General features: G+C 51.0%; 21 protein-coding genes and 2 pseudogenes. 9 read left to right on the top strand and 14 right to left on the bottom strand.

Features of this window, described 5'->3' with window-relative positions:
- Positions 1-40 precede the first annotated feature (40 nt).
- The 6 genes from ACJY2G_RS04500 to ACJY2G_RS04475 form a co-directional block, all read right to left on the bottom strand.
- On the bottom strand, positions 41-301 hold the full coding sequence (locus tag ACJY2G_RS04500; protein WP_439291398.1) for a helix-turn-helix domain-containing protein: 261 nt from the start codon (positions 299-301) through the stop codon (positions 41-43).
- A gap of 435 nt (positions 302-736) precedes the next feature.
- On the bottom strand, positions 737-1657 hold the full coding sequence (locus tag ACJY2G_RS04495; protein ID WP_439291396.1) for a nucleotidyl transferase AbiEii/AbiGii toxin family protein: 921 nt from the start codon (positions 1655-1657) through the stop codon (positions 737-739).
- A gap of 6 nt (positions 1658-1663) precedes the next feature.
- Entirely contained in the window at positions 1664-2437 is a 774-nt protein-coding gene (locus tag ACJY2G_RS04490; protein WP_132964567.1) for a type IV toxin-antitoxin system AbiEi family antitoxin domain-containing protein, read from the bottom strand.
- A gap of 257 nt (positions 2438-2694) precedes the next feature.
- Positions 2695-6408, bottom strand: coding sequence for an autotransporter domain-containing protein (locus ACJY2G_RS04485; protein WP_439291394.1), 3714 nt, complete (start codon positions 6406-6408; stop codon positions 2695-2697).
- Between the two features lie 281 nt (positions 6409-6689).
- Complete coding sequence (locus ACJY2G_RS04480; RefSeq protein WP_112287418.1) at positions 6690-6995, bottom strand: DUF1471 domain-containing protein; 306 nt, start codon at positions 6993-6995, stop codon at positions 6690-6692.
- 284 nt (positions 6996-7279) lie between these two features.
- Positions 7280-8671 (bottom strand): aldehyde dehydrogenase family protein, encoded by a 1392-nt coding sequence (locus ACJY2G_RS04475; RefSeq protein WP_439291392.1) that lies wholly within the window; start codon positions 8669-8671, stop codon positions 7280-7282.
- Positions 8672-8771: 100 nt separating this feature from the next.
- Here ACJY2G_RS04475 and ptrR point away from each other — a divergent pair, with 100 nt between their 5' ends.
- The 5 genes from ptrR to ACJY2G_RS04450 all read left to right on the top strand — a co-directional run bounded on the left by ptrR (position 8772) and on the right by ACJY2G_RS04450 (position 12261).
- The gene (ptrR, locus tag ACJY2G_RS04470; protein ID WP_439291390.1) at positions 8772-9656 is read left to right on the top strand and encodes a putrescine utilization regulator PtrR; all 885 of its coding nucleotides are present in this window, start codon (positions 8772-8774) and stop codon (positions 9654-9656) included.
- A 535-nt stretch (positions 9657-10191) separates the two neighbouring features.
- On the top strand, positions 10192-10599 hold the full coding sequence (locus ACJY2G_RS04465; protein WP_112287421.1) for an H-NS family histone-like protein: 408 nt from the start codon (positions 10192-10194) through the stop codon (positions 10597-10599).
- 210 nt (positions 10600-10809) lie between these two features.
- Entirely contained in the window at positions 10810-11343 is a 534-nt protein-coding gene (locus ACJY2G_RS04460; RefSeq protein ID WP_439291389.1) for a cytochrome b, read from the top strand.
- 163 nt (positions 11344-11506) lie between these two features.
- Positions 11507-11956 (top strand): STM2901 family protein, encoded by a 450-nt coding sequence (locus ACJY2G_RS04455; protein WP_112287423.1) that lies wholly within the window; start codon positions 11507-11509, stop codon positions 11954-11956.
- Complete coding sequence (locus tag ACJY2G_RS04450; RefSeq protein ID WP_240783363.1) at positions 11956-12261, top strand: DUF1493 family protein; 306 nt, start codon at positions 11956-11958, stop codon at positions 12259-12261. Before ACJY2G_RS04455 ends, ACJY2G_RS04450 begins: the two co-directional genes overlap by 1 nt.
- A gap of 23 nt (positions 12262-12284) precedes the next feature.
- Here the strand turns inward: ACJY2G_RS04450 and ACJY2G_RS04445 are convergent, their stop codons facing one another.
- Positions 12285-12767 carry an Hcp family type VI secretion system effector gene (locus tag ACJY2G_RS04445; protein ID WP_439291387.1) on the bottom strand — a complete coding sequence of 161 codons (483 nt, stop codon included), beginning with the start codon at positions 12765-12767 and terminating at the stop codon, positions 12285-12287.
- A 210-nt stretch (positions 12768-12977) separates the two neighbouring features.
- On the opposite strand from ACJY2G_RS04445, the gene ACJY2G_RS04440 reads away from it, so the two are divergent.
- Positions 12978-13445 (top strand): STM2901 family protein, encoded by a 468-nt coding sequence (locus ACJY2G_RS04440; protein ID WP_439291385.1) that lies wholly within the window; start codon positions 12978-12980, stop codon positions 13443-13445.
- Positions 13445-13768, top strand: coding sequence for a DUF1493 family protein (locus tag ACJY2G_RS04435; RefSeq protein WP_165353186.1), 324 nt, complete (start codon positions 13445-13447; stop codon positions 13766-13768). Before ACJY2G_RS04440 ends, ACJY2G_RS04435 begins: the two co-directional genes overlap by 1 nt.
- 24 nt (positions 13769-13792) lie before the next feature.
- Here ACJY2G_RS04435 and ACJY2G_RS04430 read toward each other — a convergent pair whose 3' ends face one another.
- Positions 13793-14275: an Hcp family type VI secretion system effector gene (locus ACJY2G_RS04430; RefSeq protein ID WP_129639624.1), complete on the bottom strand. Its 483-nt coding sequence runs from the start codon at positions 14273-14275 to the stop codon at positions 13793-13795.
- Positions 14276-14486: 211 nt separating this feature from the next.
- Between ACJY2G_RS04430 and ACJY2G_RS04425 the strand changes: the two are divergent.
- Positions 14487-14951: pseudogene (locus ACJY2G_RS04425) on the top strand (STM2901 family protein).
- Positions 14936-15280, top strand: a complete 345-nt coding sequence (locus ACJY2G_RS04420) for a DUF1493 family protein (RefSeq protein WP_129639626.1) — start codon at positions 14936-14938, stop codon at positions 15278-15280. The pseudogene ACJY2G_RS04425 and the gene ACJY2G_RS04420 overlap by 16 nt, the downstream one beginning before the upstream one ends.
- A 22-nt stretch (positions 15281-15302) precedes the next feature.
- Here ACJY2G_RS04420 and ACJY2G_RS04415 read toward each other — a convergent pair.
- The 6 genes and pseudogenes from ACJY2G_RS04415 to rhaS all read right to left on the bottom strand — a co-directional run.
- Positions 15303-15398: pseudogene (locus ACJY2G_RS04415) on the bottom strand (type VI secretion system tube protein Hcp); the annotation flags it as partial.
- 43 nt (positions 15399-15441) lie between these two features.
- Entirely contained in the window at positions 15442-16365 is a 924-nt protein-coding gene (panE, locus tag ACJY2G_RS04410) for a 2-dehydropantoate 2-reductase (RefSeq protein WP_113876608.1), read from the bottom strand.
- A 172-nt stretch (positions 16366-16537) separates the two neighbouring features.
- A complete protein-coding gene (locus ACJY2G_RS04405; RefSeq protein WP_113876654.1) occupies positions 16538-17500 on the bottom strand; it encodes an ABC transporter permease in 963 nt (320 codons plus the stop codon).
- 56 nt (positions 17501-17556) lie between these two features.
- Entirely contained in the window at positions 17557-18570 is a 1014-nt protein-coding gene (locus ACJY2G_RS04400; RefSeq protein ID WP_439291383.1) for an ABC transporter permease, read from the bottom strand.
- On the bottom strand, positions 18567-20081 hold the full coding sequence (locus ACJY2G_RS04395) for a sugar ABC transporter ATP-binding protein (RefSeq protein ID WP_439291381.1): 1515 nt from the start codon (positions 20079-20081) through the stop codon (positions 18567-18569). The genes ACJY2G_RS04400 and ACJY2G_RS04395 overlap by 4 nt, the downstream gene beginning before the upstream one ends.
- A 67-nt stretch (positions 20082-20148) precedes the next feature.
- Positions 20149-21141 carry a rhamnose ABC transporter substrate-binding protein gene (gene rhaS, locus ACJY2G_RS04390; RefSeq protein ID WP_439291380.1) on the bottom strand — a complete coding sequence of 331 codons (993 nt, stop codon included), beginning with the start codon at positions 21139-21141 and terminating at the stop codon, positions 20149-20151.
- Positions 21142-21312: the final 171 nt, after the last annotated feature.

Raw genomic sequence — 21312 nt, 5'->3', positions numbered from 1 at the left:
TCCACTAAAAAGGGCGCATACCGCGCCCTTTCATCATTTTCTACACGCCGCCTGCAGATCTCACCTTCCGCTGAATAAGTTCACGCGTGTTTGGGTCGAAATACCGGCTTGGCCAGATGGCGCTCGGGTGTATATCCAATGCCTGCGCAATAAGCATTTCGCCTTTCGGCCAGGGTCTTGAAAGTGCGTTAGACAGTGTCGAGGAACTCAGACCGGCAGCGCGGGATACGGCGGCCATCGTTGTACCTTTCTTACGTAATCCGGCAATGATATCGGCCTGATGCCAGTCGCGATTATTCATGACGGGGTGCTCCTGCTTTTAACAGCACAGGAACAGCAGAGCAGAAGGGCAGAAATGTGGGGCTATGCGATAGTTTCATTTTTTGGAGTCTCTGGTTTGTGAATTTAACCACCACCAGAGCTGCGAAACTCACATTGGTGGTAGCTCAGACAAGGTTCGCAGTACCGGCACACACCAGAAACCCGGCCAACCCGAAGGTTGCCCTGCCTGAGCCACCATTGAATGTACAAACACGATATCTGCGTTTGACAGGTGCAGGGAAGCTCAACACATAATTATGACATATGTGTTTCTGGTGTGGTATTCAGGCTGCGAAACCCGGCTGCGGATTTTGCCGCAGCGGGCGCACTATAGCGTAATTGAGTAAGCTAAACCAACAGGCTAACCGCGAAAATGAGGTGCGCTTTCCAGAGAAATTTCAGGCGTTGCAGCGGGTTACATGACAACATCAAGAACGAATGACAGTCGCTTAAGCGCGTTCGCATGTTTCTCTGCGGGCATCTTCGACAGATTTTTTCTTTTCCAACGCACTGCGGGTAACTTGTCTATATTGTCGAGACCCAATAACGTCCAGTCCGGTTCTTTATTTTTGAATGACAGTAAGAATTCTTTCTCTTCCTGAGTTATTTTCCCATTAATCAGGTCAATCAGTTGCCTGCGTACTGCGAGCAATTCGGCGAGCGGAACATCAACATCTGCCATGTTGCGGAACTCGCCTTCATAAATACCCGAAATATCTTTTAAATGCGGTTGAAGCAACTCGGCAATAGGGCGTGGATGGCTGATCAGATAAACCAGCAAAGCCTTACGAAGCGCTGATGTAAGGCCTTCATTGTCAAGCAGAAGTTTTACGTCGAACAGATCTCTGGGATGCTGGCGGTCTAACGCAGCACAGATTTTACCGGCATAAAGATCGGCAAAGGAAACAACAGATATTTCAGCAAAACCAAGTTCATCTTCCACCGCTTCACAGACCTGAAGGAGAGCCGGCTCAAAGACTGTTCCCCTCAATACCGGTGAAAGCTCAATCTTGATCAGAACCCCGTCGCGGATGACAACCAGCCGCAATGCATCATTTTTGTCCTCATAGGATTTACTGACTTTTCTTTGCGGAATATAAGCGAGCACTGATTTCGCAATGTCGTCTAACGCAGCTTTAATTCCCTTTAGTGACTCTTCCCGGTCCAGCACGGGCAAATAAACCAGATCGATATCAACGGATAAGCGTGGAAAATTGCGGATAAAAAGATTGATTGCCGTCCCACCTTTGAGAGCAAAGCAATCGTGTTTTGCAATGAAAGGAAGCAATTGTAAAAGCAACTGCACCTGTCGGTAGTAAATACTTTCCCTGTCCATTTTTAATTACATATCCTTGGGTACCGTAATATTCCATGTCGTATCTAGTCTGCCGGACTTAGCGATTTCGCGTTTACCGCTACCTAACTCATAAAGATCAGGCTTGAGATATTTAAACCAGGCATGGTTGTGACGCTGTGCCAGCCACAGGAAAAGACGTTTGGACTTTATACTGCCGCTTGCCTGGAGCAGAAGTTCAAGTTTGCGAGGGGAGAGTGTCGAAAGCCCCTGCATGATTTGGTCAGCATGCTCAAAACTGATAGCTTTGGGCACGTCTGAGAGAAGTTCGAGCATAGCTTTCTCAGGCGCGGAATAGAGCATTGGCGACAGCGATTCCTGCCACTGACTTTCACGCAGAAATCTTTTGTCCGCCATGACCGAATCAGGCCATAAACGTCGCGTGCTGTGCCCTTTAAAACTGGCGCGCCCGGTGATTTTATTTAGCCACGCTGGAAGTGGACTGGAAGAATAAAGGCTGACTGGTACGACCTGACCCTTAAGCTGATAATGTGCTAACCCTTCCAGGTTCAGAGCCGTCAGACCGCCTAAAGTGACGGGCGTTGGGTGCATACGCTGAAGCGAGGTTACGATCCCTTGCCAGTTCAATGGCGATTCATCACGTGTATACACGCCGGGTGCAAGCATCAGCAACGTCCGGCTTTTTACTGCGTTATCGATAAAATGTCGTGGTAATCCCTGTTCTTGCAACCACGTTTTTGTGGTGATCAGACCACAAGGGAGTAACGTTTTCAGATGTTGTCTCGCCTCAGTGTTTAGCATAAAAAACCACCGGTTTACAAAATGGATAATTCGCGGCGATTATTGCCGCATATTTTTATTTTTGTAAACCATAGCATGGATAGAGCTTATCAGGCTCGCGCTATTCCAGCGCAATGTAACGCGTCTGCGGAGGCTAAACCAACGGGCTAACCGCGAAAATGAGGTGCGCTTTCCAGAGAAATTTCAGGCGTTGCAGCGGGTTACATCAAGCACGTTGATCAAAAGCGTCCCGTTATCTTCAGGACGCCTCTTCCTTATCAGAACCCCATGTTCACCCGGATCATGATCATCTGCGAGCGGCTGCGTGCCTCATCCAGCCCGAGCGTGCCCTGATAGGCGATGCCCGGCGTAATGTTATGCGGCAGCAGGAAATCCAGCCCCATGCCTAACACCAGATTTTCCTGACTGTCGCCGTAGACATCCGCACTCCACGTATCATTGCCGGAATCGGCGTAACCCAGACGGGCGCGGCCCGGATCGCTGAAAGCCTGTGTGTATTCGAAACGACTTTGCCAGCGCAGGACCGACCACGTGAGTGGCAGTGCGTATTGGGTGCGAACGCCGAGCGCGCCGGTCACATCATTCAGCACCTGGGAGGCGAAAGCCAGATCGTAGGCATCGGCGCTGGATTCCGTGTAGCTGTCGAGCCGGGTGCGAGACAATTGCAGGCGTCCGTATGGCGAAATCAGCAGGTCGGGCAGACGATAGTCATAACCCGATGTCAGAGCCCCAAATACCTGATAACCGCCACGGTCGCCGCGGGCGAATTGATCCATTTCTGTCACATAACGACGGCTGTCGTAGTCCAGACGGCTGTATCCGAGCAAACCATCGATAAAGAAACGGCTGGGATGATAGCTGCCATAAAGCGCCGAGCTGATGGATCGGCCGTTGCTGCGGGAACCGCTGTCACCGATATCGCTAACGTCTCTGCCAAAACCAATCCCCATACCTGCGGTGAAAGTCGGGGTGAACTGGTAGTCCGCGCCGGTGCTGATGCCGACCAGCGTGTGACTGAAACTCACACCGTCTTTCCCTGAGTGGCCGAAGTCAACAAATCCGCCGGTCCAGTAATTGATACGCGAGTTCGCACCCTTAAGCGGATGCTGCGCGGCGTTTTTATCGGTCAGTTGCGGCAGTTCAGGCTGCGGACGATTGTGCTCCCATGCGGTGTCCCACAGCGTGTCATCGTTGCCGCGTTCCTTTTTAGACGCTGGCATATTGAAACGGATGCCGTTCATATCGCTGCGCGCACTGGCCGGGTTGTGCAGCGTTTCCAGACGATCGCTGAAGTTGCGGATTTGCGCACGCGCGAAATTTTGCGCCGACTGAATCTGCGCGCTGACCAGGCCGAGCACATCCGGATCTTTGGACGGGTCAGGACGTCCGGCGATGGTCAGCGTCACGGTCGCTGGGGCAGATTGCGAGTCTTGCGTCAGCAGCACATAACGCAGTACCACCGTGCCGGAAGCCTGAGCCGCAGCCTGGAAGTCGAAATAAATACTGTTGTCGCTTTGCTCCAGCGCCGCACTGCCGAGCGTTGCCGCCGGAGAATCGACAAGACGCGCACCAGTGAACGGCCCGCCGGTGGCATTTTCTGTGAGGTTTACCCGCACGGATTTGCCAGCCAGAACGGAGACCGCATGGCTGACGCCCACCGGCTGCGCGCTGGTGACGTTTAGCGTGTACGCGACCTGAGCCGTTACGCCGCTGGCGTCGGTGGCGATCAACGTAAAGCTGTTGTTTCCCGCAGCGGAAGGGGTTCCGCTCAGGGTGTCGCCGCTCAGAGTTAATCCGGCAGGCAATGTCCCTGACACGCGGTACTGATACGGTGCCGTGCCGCCGGTTGCGCTGAACGTCTGGCGATAAGGCGTGCTTGCGCGACCATCTGTCAACGCGCCGCTGGCAGGCGTAAAGGCCAGCGATACGGCAGTGATATTCAGCGTGACCGTCGCTTGTGCTGCGCCAAAACTGTTGGAAGCGCTGTAAATGAAACTGTCACTACCGGAATAACCTGCAACCGGCGTGTAGCGGATTTTCAGGTTCTGGATGCGCGCCGTGCCGTGTGCGGGTTGCTGCACAATCGCCAGTGACGTGACTGCGCCGCCCGACAGCACCGGCTCGATCAGATTCTCACTGGTATTGGCCGCCACGCTGGAGGATACCGCACTGACCACCGGTGCCTGTCCGGCAACGGTCAGTGCGTAGTTTACGGTGCCGGTGATCCCGTGACTGTCCGCGGCACTCACCTGAATGGTATAAGTGCCGGAAGCGGCGGGTGTACCGGAAATTTCACCCGTGCTGGCGCTGACCGAGAGTCCGGCAGGCAGGCCGGATGCGCTGTAGGTGTATGGGGCGGTGCCGTTGCTGGCAGTAATGATCTGCGACCACGGCGTACCTGCGGTGGCTGCGGGTAATGCGCCGCTCGCAGGCGTGAAGCCGAGCGTCACGCTGGCTACGGTCACATTCACCGTTGCAGCGGATGAAGTTCCCCAGTTATTGCTGGCGGTATAAGTGAAACTGTCGGTACCTGAATATCCGGGCGCAGGGGTGTAACTCAGTGAGGTACCCGAAGCCGTTGCCGTGCCGTGAAGCGGAGCGGTCGTAACGGTGACTGACGTTGCGACGCCGCCAGACAGTGCCGGCACAATGGCATTGTTGCTGCTGTTACCGGCAACCGTGGTGCTGATCGCACCCGCGACCGGTGCCTGCCCGTTAACGGTTATCGTATAGCTTTGGTTTCCGGTGGCAGCATTCGCCGTATCGTGCGCCACGACGGTAACGTTAAAGCTGCCCGTTGCAGTCGGCGTTCCCGAAATTTCGCCATTCAATGCCAGTGTTAATCCGGCTGGTAACGCATCCCCGGTCGTGAACTGATAGCTGCCTGACCCGCCGGTTGCCGTCAGTGTCTGGTTGTAAGCGGTGCCGGATGTGGCAGAAGGTAAGGTGACAGGCGACAGTGTAATTACCGGTGCGGCGACATTCACGCTGACGGTCGCTGGCGCGGATGTGCCCCAGTTGTTGCTGGCGGTATACGTGAAAGTGTCCGCACCGAAATAGTTTTGCAGCGGCGTATAAAGGGCAGTTGAGCCTGAGAATACGACCGAACCGTGTGCAGGTGCCGCACCCTGTGCCACCAATGTCGCTGCGCCACCGGAAAGGGGCAGGGCAATCGTATTATTACTGCTGTTAAACGCTACGCTGGCGCTGGCAGAACCGGCGACCGGTGCTAATCCGTTGCGTTGAACCTGAACAGAATAGCCGGACGTGGTGGTGCCGTCGGCAGCCGTCACGGTGACGGTGATCGTGTTACTGCCTTCACTTAACGGGATCGCCCCTGACGCACTACCGGAAGTGACGGAAGTTCCATTCACTTTTACGGTTGCGGTGCTGTCGGTGGTCACTGGTGTCAGCGTAATGCTGGTCACGTTATTGGCGACGGTTGCGCTGTAAGAGGTTGTCCCGCTGGAAAAGGTCGGGGAAAGCGAACCGGTTGAAAGTGACAGCGCCGAGAGGCTGGCATCGGTGGATGCGCTGACCGGTGAGGTACAGGAAACGCTGAGAGGGCTCAGGTAGCCGTGGCTGGTGGTGATGCGAAAGCGAACTCCCGCACTCGCCAGTTGTGACCCTGTCACGGTATAAGAATGAGTACCTGCCGTGCCGCCGGTGACGTAGTAGGTTGAGAATGTCGACTGCGCATAATTCGTCAGGCCGAAGCTGTCCGTGTCTGTCATCTCGCTGTTCACACCGGCGCCAGAATCTGAAAACGTCAGCGTTAAGGTATCACTGGTATCAAACTGGCTGGCTTGGTAAGCCTGACTTGAAAAGTTCGCGGTAGAAAACGTGCGGTTATTCAGCGCCGTACACCCTGCCGATTGAGCAATGGCCTGGGATACAGAGAAGAGTGATAACAAAAGAAAAGCGCAGACAAAACGGGCAAAGCGCCCGGTCGCGCGGCGATGGCGAGTCATGTAAATTCCCTGAGATATTCTGACGTGCAGGCGTCTTTTTGTGTGGTTGTTTTGGTGATGTTATAAGAATGTTCCTAATGCCATTGCTCAAATAGCGAGTAAAAAACGGCTAATTCCGGTGAGATCAAAAGGGATGACGTCAGGGTGTGTCAGTCGCAATCGGGGGATGAGTAGTCAGAAGGGCGTTCAGAGAAATGATATTGAAAGGCGAATTAAATAAAAAAGCCGCAGACCTGTCCGGTATGCGGCTTTTTATATTTTACTTAAACTGTCAGGAAACATCAGTCATAGGCCACTTTATGGTTGATATGATAAAACGTCGCGGTGGCCGCCATGACGTGTTGTTCCTCTTTACCCGGTTTATGGGATTCCACATTAGTAATGTGATAACCGACCGCACCTGCATCTAACGCTTTTTTAACAATCGCATTGTTGAGTTCTTCCATGGAAGTAGCCCAGGAAACCGTTGTTACACCAACAGCTTGCAGGGAGGCTATTTCACGATGTGATAATCCGCTGCGGATCAAAACAGGCTTAACAGACTTCGGATAGAATATGGATAAAACATCATTTACTAAGCCTTTCATGGAGTTATTCCTCAAGAGTTCACTGTCTGAATCGGGTATTACGTTGCCGTTAGTTAACGGGCACAACGTTAATAAACACCTTTTCATGTGACGAACTTTAGCTTTAATTGCTAATTTCTTGTTAAGAAGGGTTTCGCCACAATTAACGCGATTTTAAAAGAAGATGCTTTCATTTCGTTACAGGTTCGTTATTTTTGACATGAATAAAAGGAAGGGAAAAGATAACGGGCACTTTCGCGCCCGGATGAGATTTCTTTTATACCCTTTACGGAGCGCGGCGGGTGTTATTTCCGGTTGCTCCACACGGTCTGCACGTTACAGAACTCGCGTAAACCGAAGTGTGAAAGCTCACGACCATAGCCGCTTTTTTTCACGCCACCGAACGCAACACGCGGATCGGATGCACTGTAACCGTTGATAAACACACCACCGGTTTCCAGCTCATTCGTCATCTGTTCCGCCCGCGCAAGGTCCGTTGTAAAAATTGTCGCACTCAGGCCAAACTCGCTGTCATTAGCCAGTTCGACGGCATGGTCTGCATCGCGCGCCACCGTGATCGCGGCAACCGGGCCGAACAGTTCCTGGCGAAATGCGGTCATTTCAGGCGTCACATTGCTTAAAATAGTCGGCGCATAGAAATTACCGTTTCCGGCAATTTTCTCGCCGCCGAGCAGCAGGGTTGCGCCTTCTGCCAGCGTATCCTGAACCTGTTTATCCAGTTCATCACGCAAATCATAACGCGCCATCGGGCCGATATAGGTCGCGTCATCCAGCGGATCGCCCGTCACCAGCGCCTGAGTCGCGGCAACAAATTTTGCGGTAAACGCATCCAGCACCCCTTCCTCAACGATAAACCGCTTGGCTGCGGCACATACCTGCCCGGTATTTTGATAACGACCGGCAACCGCCGCTTTTACCGCTTCATCCAGACTGGCGTCATTAAGCACGATGAACGGATCAGAACCGCCCAGTTCTAGCACACATTTTTTCAGGGACTTACCTGCCAGCTCTGCAATTGCCGCACCGGCACGCACGCTGCCTGTCACCGTCACGGCAACCACGCGCGGGTCAGCAATCAGTTCTGCCACTGCCGGATTTCCGACATTAATCACACCGAACGCACCGGCGGGAAAACCAGCTTTCAGCGCGGCCTGTTTCACCAGATACGTGGTGCCCATCACGTTCGGCGCCGGTTTTAACAGGAAAGTATTACCTGCCAGCAACGCCGGCACGGCACCGCGTAAAATCTGCCACACCGGAAAATTCCACGGCATAATCGCCAGGATCATCCCGGAAGGGCGGTAATGAATGTGCGCCTCGCCGTTATCGACCATCGTCGGTTCCGGTGCCAGCATCGCCGGACCGTTTTTAGCGTACCACTCACACAATCCGGCTGATTTTTCCACTTCAGCGCGTGCCTGTTTCACCGGCTTGCCCATTTCGAGGGTGATCATGCGGGCGATGTCTTCGCTGGCGGAGCGCAGTTCTGCGGCCAGATTGACCAGAAGCGTGGCACGCTGTTGGACGTCAGTTTTGCGCCATTGCTTAAATGCTACGCTGCCCTGCGAAACCGCTGCTTCCCGTGCCAGCGTGGTGTCAAAAGGATATTCAGCGATACGTTCGCCAGTGAACGGATTTTGCGAAATGGCATGTGTTTGTGAATTTGTCGTCGTCATTGTCTATTCCTCGTTGAACCAGTGCGTTCAGAATAGAGGGTTGCATGTTTTAATAAAAATGAATAAAAATAAGTAAACCATTCACTTTTTGAGAAAGCTTATGAATCTCTCACAGCTTGAGATGTTCCGTGCCGTTGCTGAAACCGGCAGTATCAGCGCCGCTGCACAGCGGGTACATCGTGTTCCGTCGAATCTGACAACACGCATTAAACAGCTTGAGGCGGAGCTGGGTGTCGAATTATTCATCCGCGAGAATCAGCGGTTACGTCTTTCGCCAGCAGGGCGTAATTTTCTCGATTACAACAACCGGATCCTGGATTTAGTGGAAGAAGCGCGGTTGTCGGTGGCCGGAACAGAACCGCAGGGGATTTTCGCACTGGGGGCGCTGGAAAGTACCGCCGCCGTGCGTATTCCGGCGCTGCTGGCGCAATATCATCAGCAGTTCACCAAAGTTGAACTGGCACTAAGTACCGGTCCGTCGGGTGAATTGCTGGATAAATTGCTCGAGGGTGAGCTGGAAGCAACATTTGTAGACGGGCCCGTTCTGCATCCTGTGCTGGATGGTGTACCGGTATATCCGGAGGAAATGGTGATTGTCGCGCCGCTGCATCATGCACCGGTCACACGCGGGCAGGACGTAAACGGAGAAATCGTGTATGCGTTTCGCTCCAACTGTTCTTACAGGCGTCATTTTGAAAGCTGGTTTGCGGATGATGGTGCAGCGCCGGGGAAAATTTACGAGATGGAGTCCTATCACGGCATGCTGGCCTGCGTCATTGCAGGTGGCGGACTGGCGCTGATGCCACGCAGTATGCTGGAAAGTATGCCGGGCAGCAGTACGGTGAGTATCTGGCCGATGGCTGACAATTATCGTTATCTGACGACCTGGCTGGTGTGGCGGCGGGGGATCCTGACCAGAAACTTGTCTGAGTTTGCGAAGATGGCCAGGGAACTGGCAATCAGCCTTCAGCTACCTGCAAAATGATCTGCCAGTCCAGCGCAAGTTTCAGCGCTACACAACCAGCACAAACGACAAAAATGGTTTTGAACATAACGGTCAGGGGTCTTATTTTGTGATTTAAGTCTCATTTTACCGTCGCAGTTGTTTAATCGCTTCTAAAAAATGGTGCAGAAGATGCTTTTTCTAACCCGTTTTACCGAAATGATTATTCAGAAAAGAGTAATGCTTCGCACGTAAAGACCAGACTTTGACAAATTTGTACATAATAACAACATAGTTTATTCACGTACTGACACTATTATCAAAGTGTGCAAATTGTGATTAATAATATTTTTCTGGCGTTTTTTAGGTGTTTAAAGTGATTTCTTCGTAAAAGTTTTAATTACTCAGCGACAACAAGTTGTTATGAGAGGGGGTATTAACAATTAAAGAAAAAGAGTGGCGACTGCCACCGTTGTGTCACGGTGAATAATATTATGCTGGCGCAATTGATATCATTATTTCTTTGTGTAGAATCAGGGTCACTAATTTAATGATACCCCTCTAAAGTGAGCACATCATGGACAACGCGTTAAACGTTTTGAATAATATCCGTACACTTCGGGCACAGGCTCGTGAAATGCCACTCAGCACTCTGGAAGAAATTCTCGAGAAGCTGACTGCAATTGTTGAAGAATCACGCGAAAATGTGAAAGCGCGCAGTGCGCAGCAGCAGGAACGTGACGAAAAATTACTGAAATACCGTGAAATGCTGGCAAACGACGGCATCGCTATTGATGACCTGCTGGGTCACCAGACAACCAAAGAATCCGGTAAAGCCAAGCGTAAACCACGCCCGGCAATCTATGAGTATACCGATACCGACGGTTCTAAAAAAACCTGGACCGGCCAGGGCCGCACTCCTTCTGCCATTAAAGCGGCACTGGATGGTGGTGCAACATTAGAGAGTTTCCTGATCGCGCGTTAATCAGGCTACCGATGTGTTCAGTGTTTTCTGCCTTGCAAACTGCGGGGCAGATAACACACTTTTTTGCCTCTTCTTTCTCACTGCGCTATTCCCTTTTTTAACATCGTAATACCCCTGCATCCGATCATTTCTCGCCGGTGCTCATTCCTCTTAATGTAAGCTTAAGTCTCAGCAAGTATGGTTAACGTCTCTTCGTTTACCGGAAATGCTATGCGTACCCGATATTCTTCCGTTCAAATTTTGCTCCACTGGCTGGTGTTTGTTTTAGTGGTATTGACCTATGCCACGATGGATATAAAAGGGTGTTTTGCAAAAGGCACGCCCTTGCGGGAGTTATTAGCCCTGACGCATTACAGTCTGGGATTTTGCGTATTATTTCTGATGTGTATACGGCTGTTTGTTCGCGGGATGTATGTTACGCCACCGGTCAAACCCGCGTTGCCGCGCTGGCAGCATTATTTTTCTGGTGGCGCGCAGATTCTTATATATCTGATGTTTCTCAGCTTACCGGTGATGGGTATTTTGTCACAATATTATGGCGGGCATGACTGGACGATGTTTAACATCCTTATGCCGAAAAGCGTGTTTCCGGATTTACCGTTACAGAAACTATTAAAAACGCTGCATGAATGGCTCGCTAACGCGGGGTATTACCTCATCGGATTACATACTCTGGCGGCTCTCTGGCATCACTATCGCCGGCGCGATAACACGCTGATCAGGATGTTACCTTCACGAAAATAGCCCGCGGGTGCGTGGATCAATGAAACCGTTGCAAGGTTCTGGTATCAACAGACCGATTAACGTGACGGAAGGAGCAATGATGATATTCAGTGCGAGGGGGCACATTGCCTGCTTATGAATGCGGCAGTATCCTAAAGCCCTGCTAATCAAATGGATATTGAAAATGGATACTACCGAAACGCTAAACGGGACGTACTTCTATCACGGTCATGCCAATGTAAGCGCTCAGGAGTTATTTTGGTTGATTTTTGCGGAGTCCTTTGCTGAGCATCAAGGGCTCGCTATAGAAACCTCTGCGATGATCATTGCAGGCTGGCCAATTCTTCCAAAACCGAAGGGATTGGGGGATTCAACCTGGGGGACCAGCGTCGCTTCAAAACTTTCTCGAAGAATTTTTAAAGATATGCGCTTTGTTGAACCAGTGGCAACACCTGTAGGTTTCATGAAAACCCGCATGACGAAAAGTGTTGGTGCTGCTGTCGGGCGTTACGCGCCGTATGTCGGAGGAACAATTCCTGCCATGATCATATTTGGAATCATAGCCAGAAAAACCAGGAATAAATATAATCTGATTGCACGGCCGAAAGACCGTATTGAATGGACGTATTTCTGATGGTCGATGAGAAAGAGATTTTAAGTTATATCACTGATAAATATAGCGTACGGAAGCAAAAAGTTCTTAAAGAATGGACCTTTCAGGAGCATTTTAATTATCTTCAGGAAGAATTAGAAGAAATGTTAGTAGATTTGTTTACCCGGTACGGTATTTCTTACGATAACTTTAATTTAGATAATTATTTTGAACCAGAATGGCCTGTGTGGTTATGGTGGAAGAAATTACAACGTCGAGTTTACAAGCCGCTTACGGTCGAGATGATTATCGAATCAGCAAAGGCGGGTCGTTGGCTATATGATTAAGGGGCGGTATGCCCCTTTTCACATTATGCAGTCTGGCGGTCATCCCATGAATCAGCATAGATGATATTGCCATCGTTATGCTTCCACGTAATTTTCTCGTAGCGTAATTCAACAGATTCCATATGGTTTTCATTAGGATTGCTTGAATGACCCATTACTGGGGAAATAGAGACAATCCGCACACCTTCTAACAGCATGTTGAAATACTCAACTTCCTGACCTGCATCATTGATCCGATACCATTTGAATTCAGCCGAAGCAAGGCATTGACCCGTCGCCACTGCTTTGTAGATATACGGGCTTGAACAGTCAAAATCTTTCACCAGCATCATAGGGGAATGAATACGTGTACCCGTAATTTTCCCTGTACGATCATCAGTTGGCGTCATCAGATTATGATGGAATCCTTTTACTTCGATGCTGTATTCCCGCCCGATAACATCCACACCGCCTTTAATCAGTGCGCCGCCATCGTCTTTAAGCCATAAATAAGCTGGTATAGCCATTTTCAAAAAATCCATTTTAAAAGTGAGGCTTAAAAGTATTCCTTTGTTCAGCGGGGTACAATTATCGAAAGTCGTAGTTGCCTGATTTTCAGATGTTTATTACTGTTAGCGGGGCTCCTGCTGCGTGAAGCGCCCGCACATAGAATTCCCTTTGCCTGCTTATGAATACAGCAGTATTCTAAAGCCCTGCTAATCAAATGGATATGGAAAATGGATACTACCGAAGAACTTAATGGAACCTACTTCTACCATGGTCATGCCAATGTAACTGCGCCAGAATTGTTCAACATGATTTTCATTGAAAGTTTATCTGATTACTTAGGTTTAGATACTTCGGCAACGGTGATGATTCTCATTGGGCAACCTTGGATCCCCGTCTCAGGAAAATTATCGGCTGCAACAAATACGCCAGGAACGAGCGTCATTTCAAAAATAGCCAGAGCGATGTTTAAAGAAAAGAGGTTGCCATTCGGGTTGCGACTGGAAGCACCAATGGGTAAAGGCTCAAAGATGAAGATGGTTCCTACCAGTAAAATCGCTCCATTTATAGGTCGATGGACTCCGTGGCTAGGTTATGCCCAAATTGTAATAATGCTTCAATTAGTTTCCAAAAGGACCAGAGATAAATTTTACATTATCGCACGCCCATCTGACCGAATCGTATGGCCATCTTTCTAATGAATTTAGATAAAGAGATCTGTGACTACCTAACCGATAAATATGGGTTCAGGAAAAGCTGGCGGGATCCCGAAATTGTCCCTATCCAGAAATTTTGGTCAGTGCAAGATGATTGGCAACTGTTGCCCGAAGATTTGGCAGAGATATTGATTGATGTCTTTACTAAATACGGTGTTGATTATTCTAAGTTCGATATGTTGAATTACTATGAGGCTGAAAGGGCATTTTGGCAGAGAAAACCGCCCAAACGTGAGCTAAAACCATTAACCGTTGAAATGATCATTGAAGCGGTGAAGGCCAAGAGGTGGTTTTATGATGATTAAGGGGCATTTTGCCCCTTAATCACATTATGCAGTTTGGCGATCATTCCACGAGTCAGCAAATATGATATTCCCATCGTTATGCTTCCACGTAATCTTCTCGTAACGCAACTCAACAGTTTCCATATGATTTTCATTCGGATTGCTGGCTGCTGCCATAGCCGGCGAAATAGACACTATCCGAACCTTTTCTAACAGCATGTTGAAATACTCAACTTCCTGACCTGCATCATTAATTCGATACCATTTGAATTCAGCCGAAGCAAGGCATTGACCCGTTGCCACTGCTTTGTAGATATATGGGCTTGAACAGTCAAAATCTTTCACCAGCATCATAGGGGAATGAATACGTGTTCCCGTAATTTTCACGGTACGATCATCAGTTGGCGTCATCAGATTATGATGGAATCCTTTTACTTCGATGCTGTATTCCCGCCCGATAACATCCACACCGCCTTTAATCAGTGCGTCGCCATCGTCTTTAAGCCATAAATAAGCTGGTATAGCCATTTTCAAAAATTCCATTTTTAAAAGTGAGGCTTAAAAGTATTCCTTTGTTCAGCGGGGTACAATTATCGAAAGTCGTAGTTGCATGATTTTCAGATGTTTATTACTGATAGCGGGGCTCCTGCTGCGTGAAGCGCCCGCACATAGAATTCCCTTTGCCTGCTTATGAATACAGCAGTATTCTAAAGCCCTGCTAATCAAATGGATATGGAAGATGGATACTACCGAAACGCTAAACGGGACGTACTTCTACCACGGTCATGCGAATCTGAGTAATCAAGAGTTATTCGGATTAATTTTTATTGAAAGCTTAGCGAACCACCTCGGCTTAGACACTACGGCTACAGTTCTCATTATTACAGGGCAGCCTTACATTCCGGTTCCGGGCAAAATGGTAACTGCAATAACGTGAACCAGCGTGGCGTCAAAGCTAACAAGAGCACTTTTAAAGCAAGCCAAACTACCCTTTAGCCTTAAAGCGTGGACGCCGGTTGGTAAGACTTTCAATACTCTGACTATGCGTAGAACCACTAAATGGGCTGCATTGATTGATAGATATGTTCCCTTTGTTGGATATGCAATGGCAATCATATTAGTCCAGCAGGTAGCAACTGAAACCAGATCGAAATATAACTTAATCGCCCATCCAGAAGATCGTATTGAATGGACGTACTTTTAATGGACGAAAAAGTTTTGTTAATGTTCCGCGAGGAAATACCTGGATACTACGATTTCGATTTAAAAAGGGAAGTGCCGCTTGAGTTTGACACTGAGCTACAGGATTTTGCTCCGGGTGATGATTTCATATGTGCTCTCGAAGCCTATGAAAAAACCTTTAAAGTGGATCTTTCAGTCGTAAATTGGTCCCACTATTTTCCTTGGGAAAACCTTCCTTTTTTAACTCGCTGGTTTAAGGCTAAGCGTAAGGATGTTGAAAAGATCAGAAAGCCTTTAACGGTGAGAATGTTTGCAGAATCGGCTAGGGCGGGTAAATGGCTTTATGATTAAGGGGCATTTTTCCCCTTTTTAATTATGCAGTTTGGCGATCATTCCACGAGTCAGCAAATATGATGTTCCCATCATTGTGCTTCCACGTAATCTTCTCGTAGCGTAATTCAACAGAATGCGCCCGTTCAGCGTTGAAATTTGCATGAACAGGCGGAAAGGTTTTACTGTTTTAAGTAGTTCTTCTGATAAACACACAAATGTGTATAAGCGGCCTGCAGATGCGGTACGCTGATGCCCACACGCGTTGCGCGCTCTACTAAATCACCAACAATCTGCTCCGCTTCAACCGGATATCCCTGCATCATATCGCGGTACATGGACGAGGTTTGTGGCGAGTTTTTATCCGTCACCGCTTCCCTGACTTTTGCCACCGCCGCCGCGCGTTCCGCGTAGCCAAAGGCTTTCATGGTGGTCAGTGCCTCCGTGACAATAGCCTGGGCGAACTCTGTTCCGCCCGGTGCAGAAGCCACCTGGCCGATGTTTCCGCGCATGGTGCAGGTGATGGCGCCGAGGCTTGAAAGCAGCAACCACTTCTCCCACAAATCCGTGATAATCGTTTCAGAAAGGATGGCTTCAACGCCTGCGCTCTGAAACGCCTGATCGACTTTCAGAATACGTTCGGTTTTTTCGCCGGAGAGTTCGCCATAAATAATCTGGTGCAATGGCGTCATCTGGTGAATATGCCCATCCGCATCCAGCGTTGCATTAATTTTGCATAATCCGCCGATAAGCGCGTGCTCGCCGAAACGCTGACTCAGCGTCTCCATGTGCTTCATGCCGTTAAGAACCGGCATCACCATGGTATTTTCACCGACAACCGGTGCGATGTCTTTCATCGCCGCTTCCAGCCCGAAGCTTTTCACGGTCAGTAAAATCAGGTCATAGGGACCGGTGAGCTGCGAGGCCTGTAAGACATTAGGCTGGAAATGGAAATCACCGTGCGGACTGTGAACAGTCAGCCCGTTTTGCTCAACCGCAAGCGCGCGTTTTTCACGTAAAAGAAACGTCACATCCTGCCCGGCCTGCGCCAGACGTGCCCCGAAATACCCGCCGGTCGCACCAGCACCCACAACTAAAATTCGCATATGTTTTCCCCATTGTTCAAGACATTCAGAAACAGACATTTGGTTTTAAACTACGGGAGGAGGGCGGCGGGAAGCAAGTATTGCAAGGAGAAATAAATCCTGTGGGGTTATTGTCGGAGGACAGGGCGGTAAAAAAAACTGGCTCTCCGCCCGGAGACGGAGAGCCAGACAGTCATTTTCCCCGCGCCAGCACCTTGCGGTACAACACCGGCAATGAAATCACCACGATCAGCATCGCGCCGACAATCACCGACATCACAATCCCCGGCACATTCAGCAGGCTGAGTCCAAAGGTCAGCAGGCCCATCAGGAACGCGGCGATGATCACGCCGGTCATGCTGCCGGATCCGCCGAGCACGCTGACGCCGCCGAGCACTGCCATGGTGATCACGCTCAGTTCCCAGCCGAGTGCCAGCGTCGGACGCGTACTGCCGAGGCGCGACGTCAGCAGCACTGCCGCCAGTCCGGACATTACACCGACCAGCACGAACAGCGTCAGGTTGTGGCGTTTCACGTTAATCCCGGAATACCACGCCGCGACCGGATTGTTGCCGATGGCATACGTACGGCGGCCAAAGTTGGTTTTATGCAGCAGGAAATAAAACACTGCGCCGAGTACCAGGAACAGGGCGAATTCAAACGACAGCGGCCCCCAGACATATCCCTGACCGAACCATGCAAAACTGGCGGGATATTTATTCAGCGACTGATCGCCGAGCAGCACATACGTGATGCCACGGAACAGGCTCATGGTGCCGATAGTAATTACGATTGACGACAGATTCAGCCGCGTCACCAGCAGCCCGTTGATCAGGCCACATAACAATCCCACGCTCAGCCCGACGCCCACCAGCGCGGGTGTCGGCAAACCGGCCTGCGCGCAGAATCCCATCACGGTGGAACTGAGCGCCATGGTGGAGGCGACCGACAGGTCGATTTCACGGGCGATAATCAGCATTGCCATCGGCAGCACGATGATGGCTTTTTCGGTGAAGTTAAACGTCGCGTCCGACAGATTCCAGATGTTGAGGAAATACGGCGAAGCGAACGCATTCACCACAAACACCAGCAGCGTTACCAGCAGCAAAAATCCTTCCCAGCACATCAGGCGGCGGAAAAACGGCGTGACGGACATGGTGGATTTTTCTCCGGCAGTTGAATGCGGCGTGTTGCGCGAAGTTAAGGTCTTACTCATGATCTTGCTCCGGTTTCAGTTCGCACAGGCTGGACGGCAGGAGAATGGCGCAGGATCAGCCGCCCCTTACGTTTATTGGCGCGTTCGTTGAGGATGACGGCTATCACAATCACGCCACCGGAAATCGCCATCTGCCAGAACGGCGACACTTCAATCACCGGCAGGGCATTGTTGATGACGCCGAGGAACAGCGCGCCGAGCAGGCAGCCGACCACCGAGCCGATGCCGCCCATGGTGCTGATCCCGCCGATGACGCACGCCGCGACAATCTGTAATTCAAAGCCGTTAGCAACATCGACGTAAGCGACAGCGAAGCGTGAAATCCACAGATAGCCGCAGAAACCGGCCAGCGCGCCGGAAAGGCAGAAGCTGACGAACTGCATTTTACCGGCGTTAATGCCGGTGTAATACGCTGCCGTGGCGTTGCCGCCTGCGGTATACAAAGCGCGTCCGGTGCGGCTGTAACGCAGGAAATAGGCCACCAGAATCAGTGCCGCAATCGCACACCAGCCGAGCAGCGGCAGGCCGATAAAAGTGGCACGTGGCAGGCTGAGGAATTGCGGGCTCATCTGGTGAGCGTTGATCCAGCCGCCGTTGGAAAGCAGAAAGATAATGCCGCGATAAATGCTCATGGTGCCAAGCGTGACCACAATCGGCGGAATGCCGACTTTCCACACCAGCAGGCCGTTAATCGCGCCCATCACCAGTCCGAGAACTGTCGCCAGCACAACCAGCGACCACACCGGAATATCGGGATGATGGAAGTTAATCAGCGCGACGATCATGCCGGTCAGCGCCAGATTGGCGGCCATCGATAAGTCGATCCCTTTGGTCAGCAGCACCATCATCTGTCCGAGGGCGAGGATGATCAGGATCGAGGTATCGTTAAACATCTCAAGCAGGTTTCCGGCACCAACAAATTCCGGTGAACGCGCGCCAACGCCAAGCACCATCAGCACTATCACCACCGCCAGCAACAGCTCGCGATATTTCAGCAGGTTCTTGATCATGCTGCCTCCTTGCCCGCGCCGCTGGCGGCACTGACAATCATTTCTGCGCTGGCTTCACCGGCGTTAAATTCCGCCACCATCAGCCCTTCATGCATCACAATGATGCGATCGGCCATGCCCATCACTTCCGGTAATTCAGATGACACCATAATCACCGCCAGCCCGCGCCCGACCAGTTCAGACATAAACTGATGCACCGCCGCTTTGGAACCGATATCTATACCTTTAGTAGGCTCATCGAGAATGATGATGTCCGGTTTGGTCGCCAGCCATTTGGCTATCACCACTTTTTGCTGATTACCGCCGGAAAGCGTACCCACCGCCTGTTTCCAGCTGGACGCTTTTACCTGCAAACGTCGGGCGTAATCATCCGCCAGCGCCCACTCTTTTTTGTCGTTGAGCACCCCACGCGGATTCAGCTGACTGAGCTGCGGCAGGCTGATGTTCTGACTGATGGGCAGATCAATAATCGCGCCTTGTTTCTGGCGCTCTTCCGGCACGTACACAATCCCTGCGCGGATAGCCTGGGAAGGGCGGGAGAAATGTTGTTCTTTGCCATTGATCAGAATTTTTCCGCCGCCGGGCTGTGTGACGCCAAACAGCGCCTGCATCAGCTCGGTTCTGCCAGCTCCGACCAGCCCGTAAAAGCCGAGAATTTCGCCTTTGCGCAGAGAGAAGTTAATGCCTGCAAACTCGGTCGGATGGCTGAGGTTTTGCACCTCGAGCACGGTGTCACCCGGCTCGCAGTTCACTTTCGGGTAAGCCTGACTCACTTCGCGACCGACCATCATGGTCACCATCTGCTGTTCGCTGATGTCGCTGATTTTGCCGGAACCGACATAACTGCCATCACGCAAAACCGTGTAGTAATCGGAAATGGAGAAAATCTCGTCGAACTTGTGCGAAATAAACAGGATAGCTTTACCCTCGCGTTTCAAGCGTTCAACAATCTGATAAAACTCAACGATTTCATGCTGCGACAGCGCGGCGGTCGGTTCGTCGAGAATAACCACCTGGGCATCAAACGACAGCGCACGGGCAATCGCCACCATATGACGCTGCGCGATACTCAGGTCTTTCAGGATGGCGTGCGGGTCAATGTTCACTTCCAGACGCGTCAGAATATCGCGTGCCTGCTGATGCATTGCCGGCCAGTTCAGGCGTTTAAACAGCCCGCGATAGATGTAATGGCCGACAAAAATATTCTCGGTGACGGATAGCTCGTCGAACAGCACGGTTTCCTGATGAATGGCGGTAATGCCAACTTTGTGCGCGGATTCGGGATTCGGCAGTTTGATTGGAATAGCTTTATAACGCAGTTCGCCTTCTTCCGGCTGATAAATGCCGGTCATGACTTTCACCAGCGTCGATTTTCCCGCGCCGTTTTCGCCAATCAGGGCGGTTACTTTTCCCGGATACAAATCCACGTGAACGTTATTTAACGCCCTGACACCCGGAAAGACTTTGCTGATGCCTTTTAATGATAAAAGCGGCGTCGTTGAGTCTGTCATTTCAGTTCCCCTGTCTGGCTAAGCACAACAAAACGGCTCACCGCATCACGATGAGCCGCATTCAGGATCAGAAGATTTTGGAGAATTTGTCGATGTTACTGGCGTCGTAGACAAACGGTTCTGCCATCGCGCCGCTGCCGTCAGCATCCAGTTTCACTTTGCCTAAACGGCCCATGCTGGCTTCGGTTTTGGTGGCGGTGCCTTTGACTAAATCGTCCGCCAGATAAGTCGCGGCGTAGCCCAGATCGATCGGGTTCCAGATGGCGAAACTTTTCGTTGCCCCGGATTTCACCGCACCCGCCATTTCAGACGGCAAACCCAGGCCGGTTACGTAAACCTTGCCGATTTTGCCCTGATCTTTCACCGCCTGTGCCGCCGCCACGATACCGACGGAAGACGGAGAAATAATCACTTTCAGATCCGGGTAGGATTTCAGCAATCCGATGGTTTCACGGTAGCTTTTATCTGACAGATCATCACCATAAGCGACGGTCACCAGATTCACCGAAGGGTATTTCGCCAGCACCTTTTTCATCTCTGCGATCCACAGATTCTGGTTAGTCGAGGTTGGCGTGGCGCTGAGGATTGCCACATCGCCTTTTTCCACGTTCAGGGCTTTCAGCGCATCGGCGGCCAGTTTGACGTTAGTTTCGCCGATCAGCGCATTATTGGAAGGATTGAGGTGGATCTGACGGCCATCTTTAGCAACGCCGGAATCCCACGACACCACTTTAATCCCGCGCTGCATGGCTTTTTTCAGTACCGGCACCAGCGCATCAGGGTCGTTTGCGGAGACGGCAATGGCATCGACGCCCTGCGCGATCAGGCCGTTCAGCACTTCAATCTGCGCTTCGGCGGTGGTGGTGGTCGGGCCGGTATAAATTACCTTAACGTCCCCCAGTTCTTTGGCTGCCTGCTGCGCACCGACGTTAGCCGCCTCAAAAAAACCGTTGCCCAGCGATTTCGCTACCAGCGCAATTTTGACTTCTGCCGATGCCGCGCCTGCCAGCAGGATGCTGCTCGCCATCAGGGTAAGGCTCAGTACGTGTTTTAATTTCATTGTTGGTACTCCGCATGCTATTCGCATAAATCTGCAAAAAGTTTAACGACGAAAAGTTGCCGACGCGCCAGGCGCATGATCACGACTCTAGGAGGTTGCCTTCAGACTGACCTTTCCGCGAGTGCCAGTTCAGCGCCAACTATGGCAAAGATGCAAAGGTTTAAGCGAACA

Source organism: Rahnella sp. ATs2, assembly GCF_051851855.1.
GTDB lineage: Bacteria > Pseudomonadota > Gammaproteobacteria > Enterobacterales > Enterobacteriaceae > Rahnella > Rahnella variigena.
This window is presented reverse-complemented; position numbering and strand designations above follow the sequence as displayed.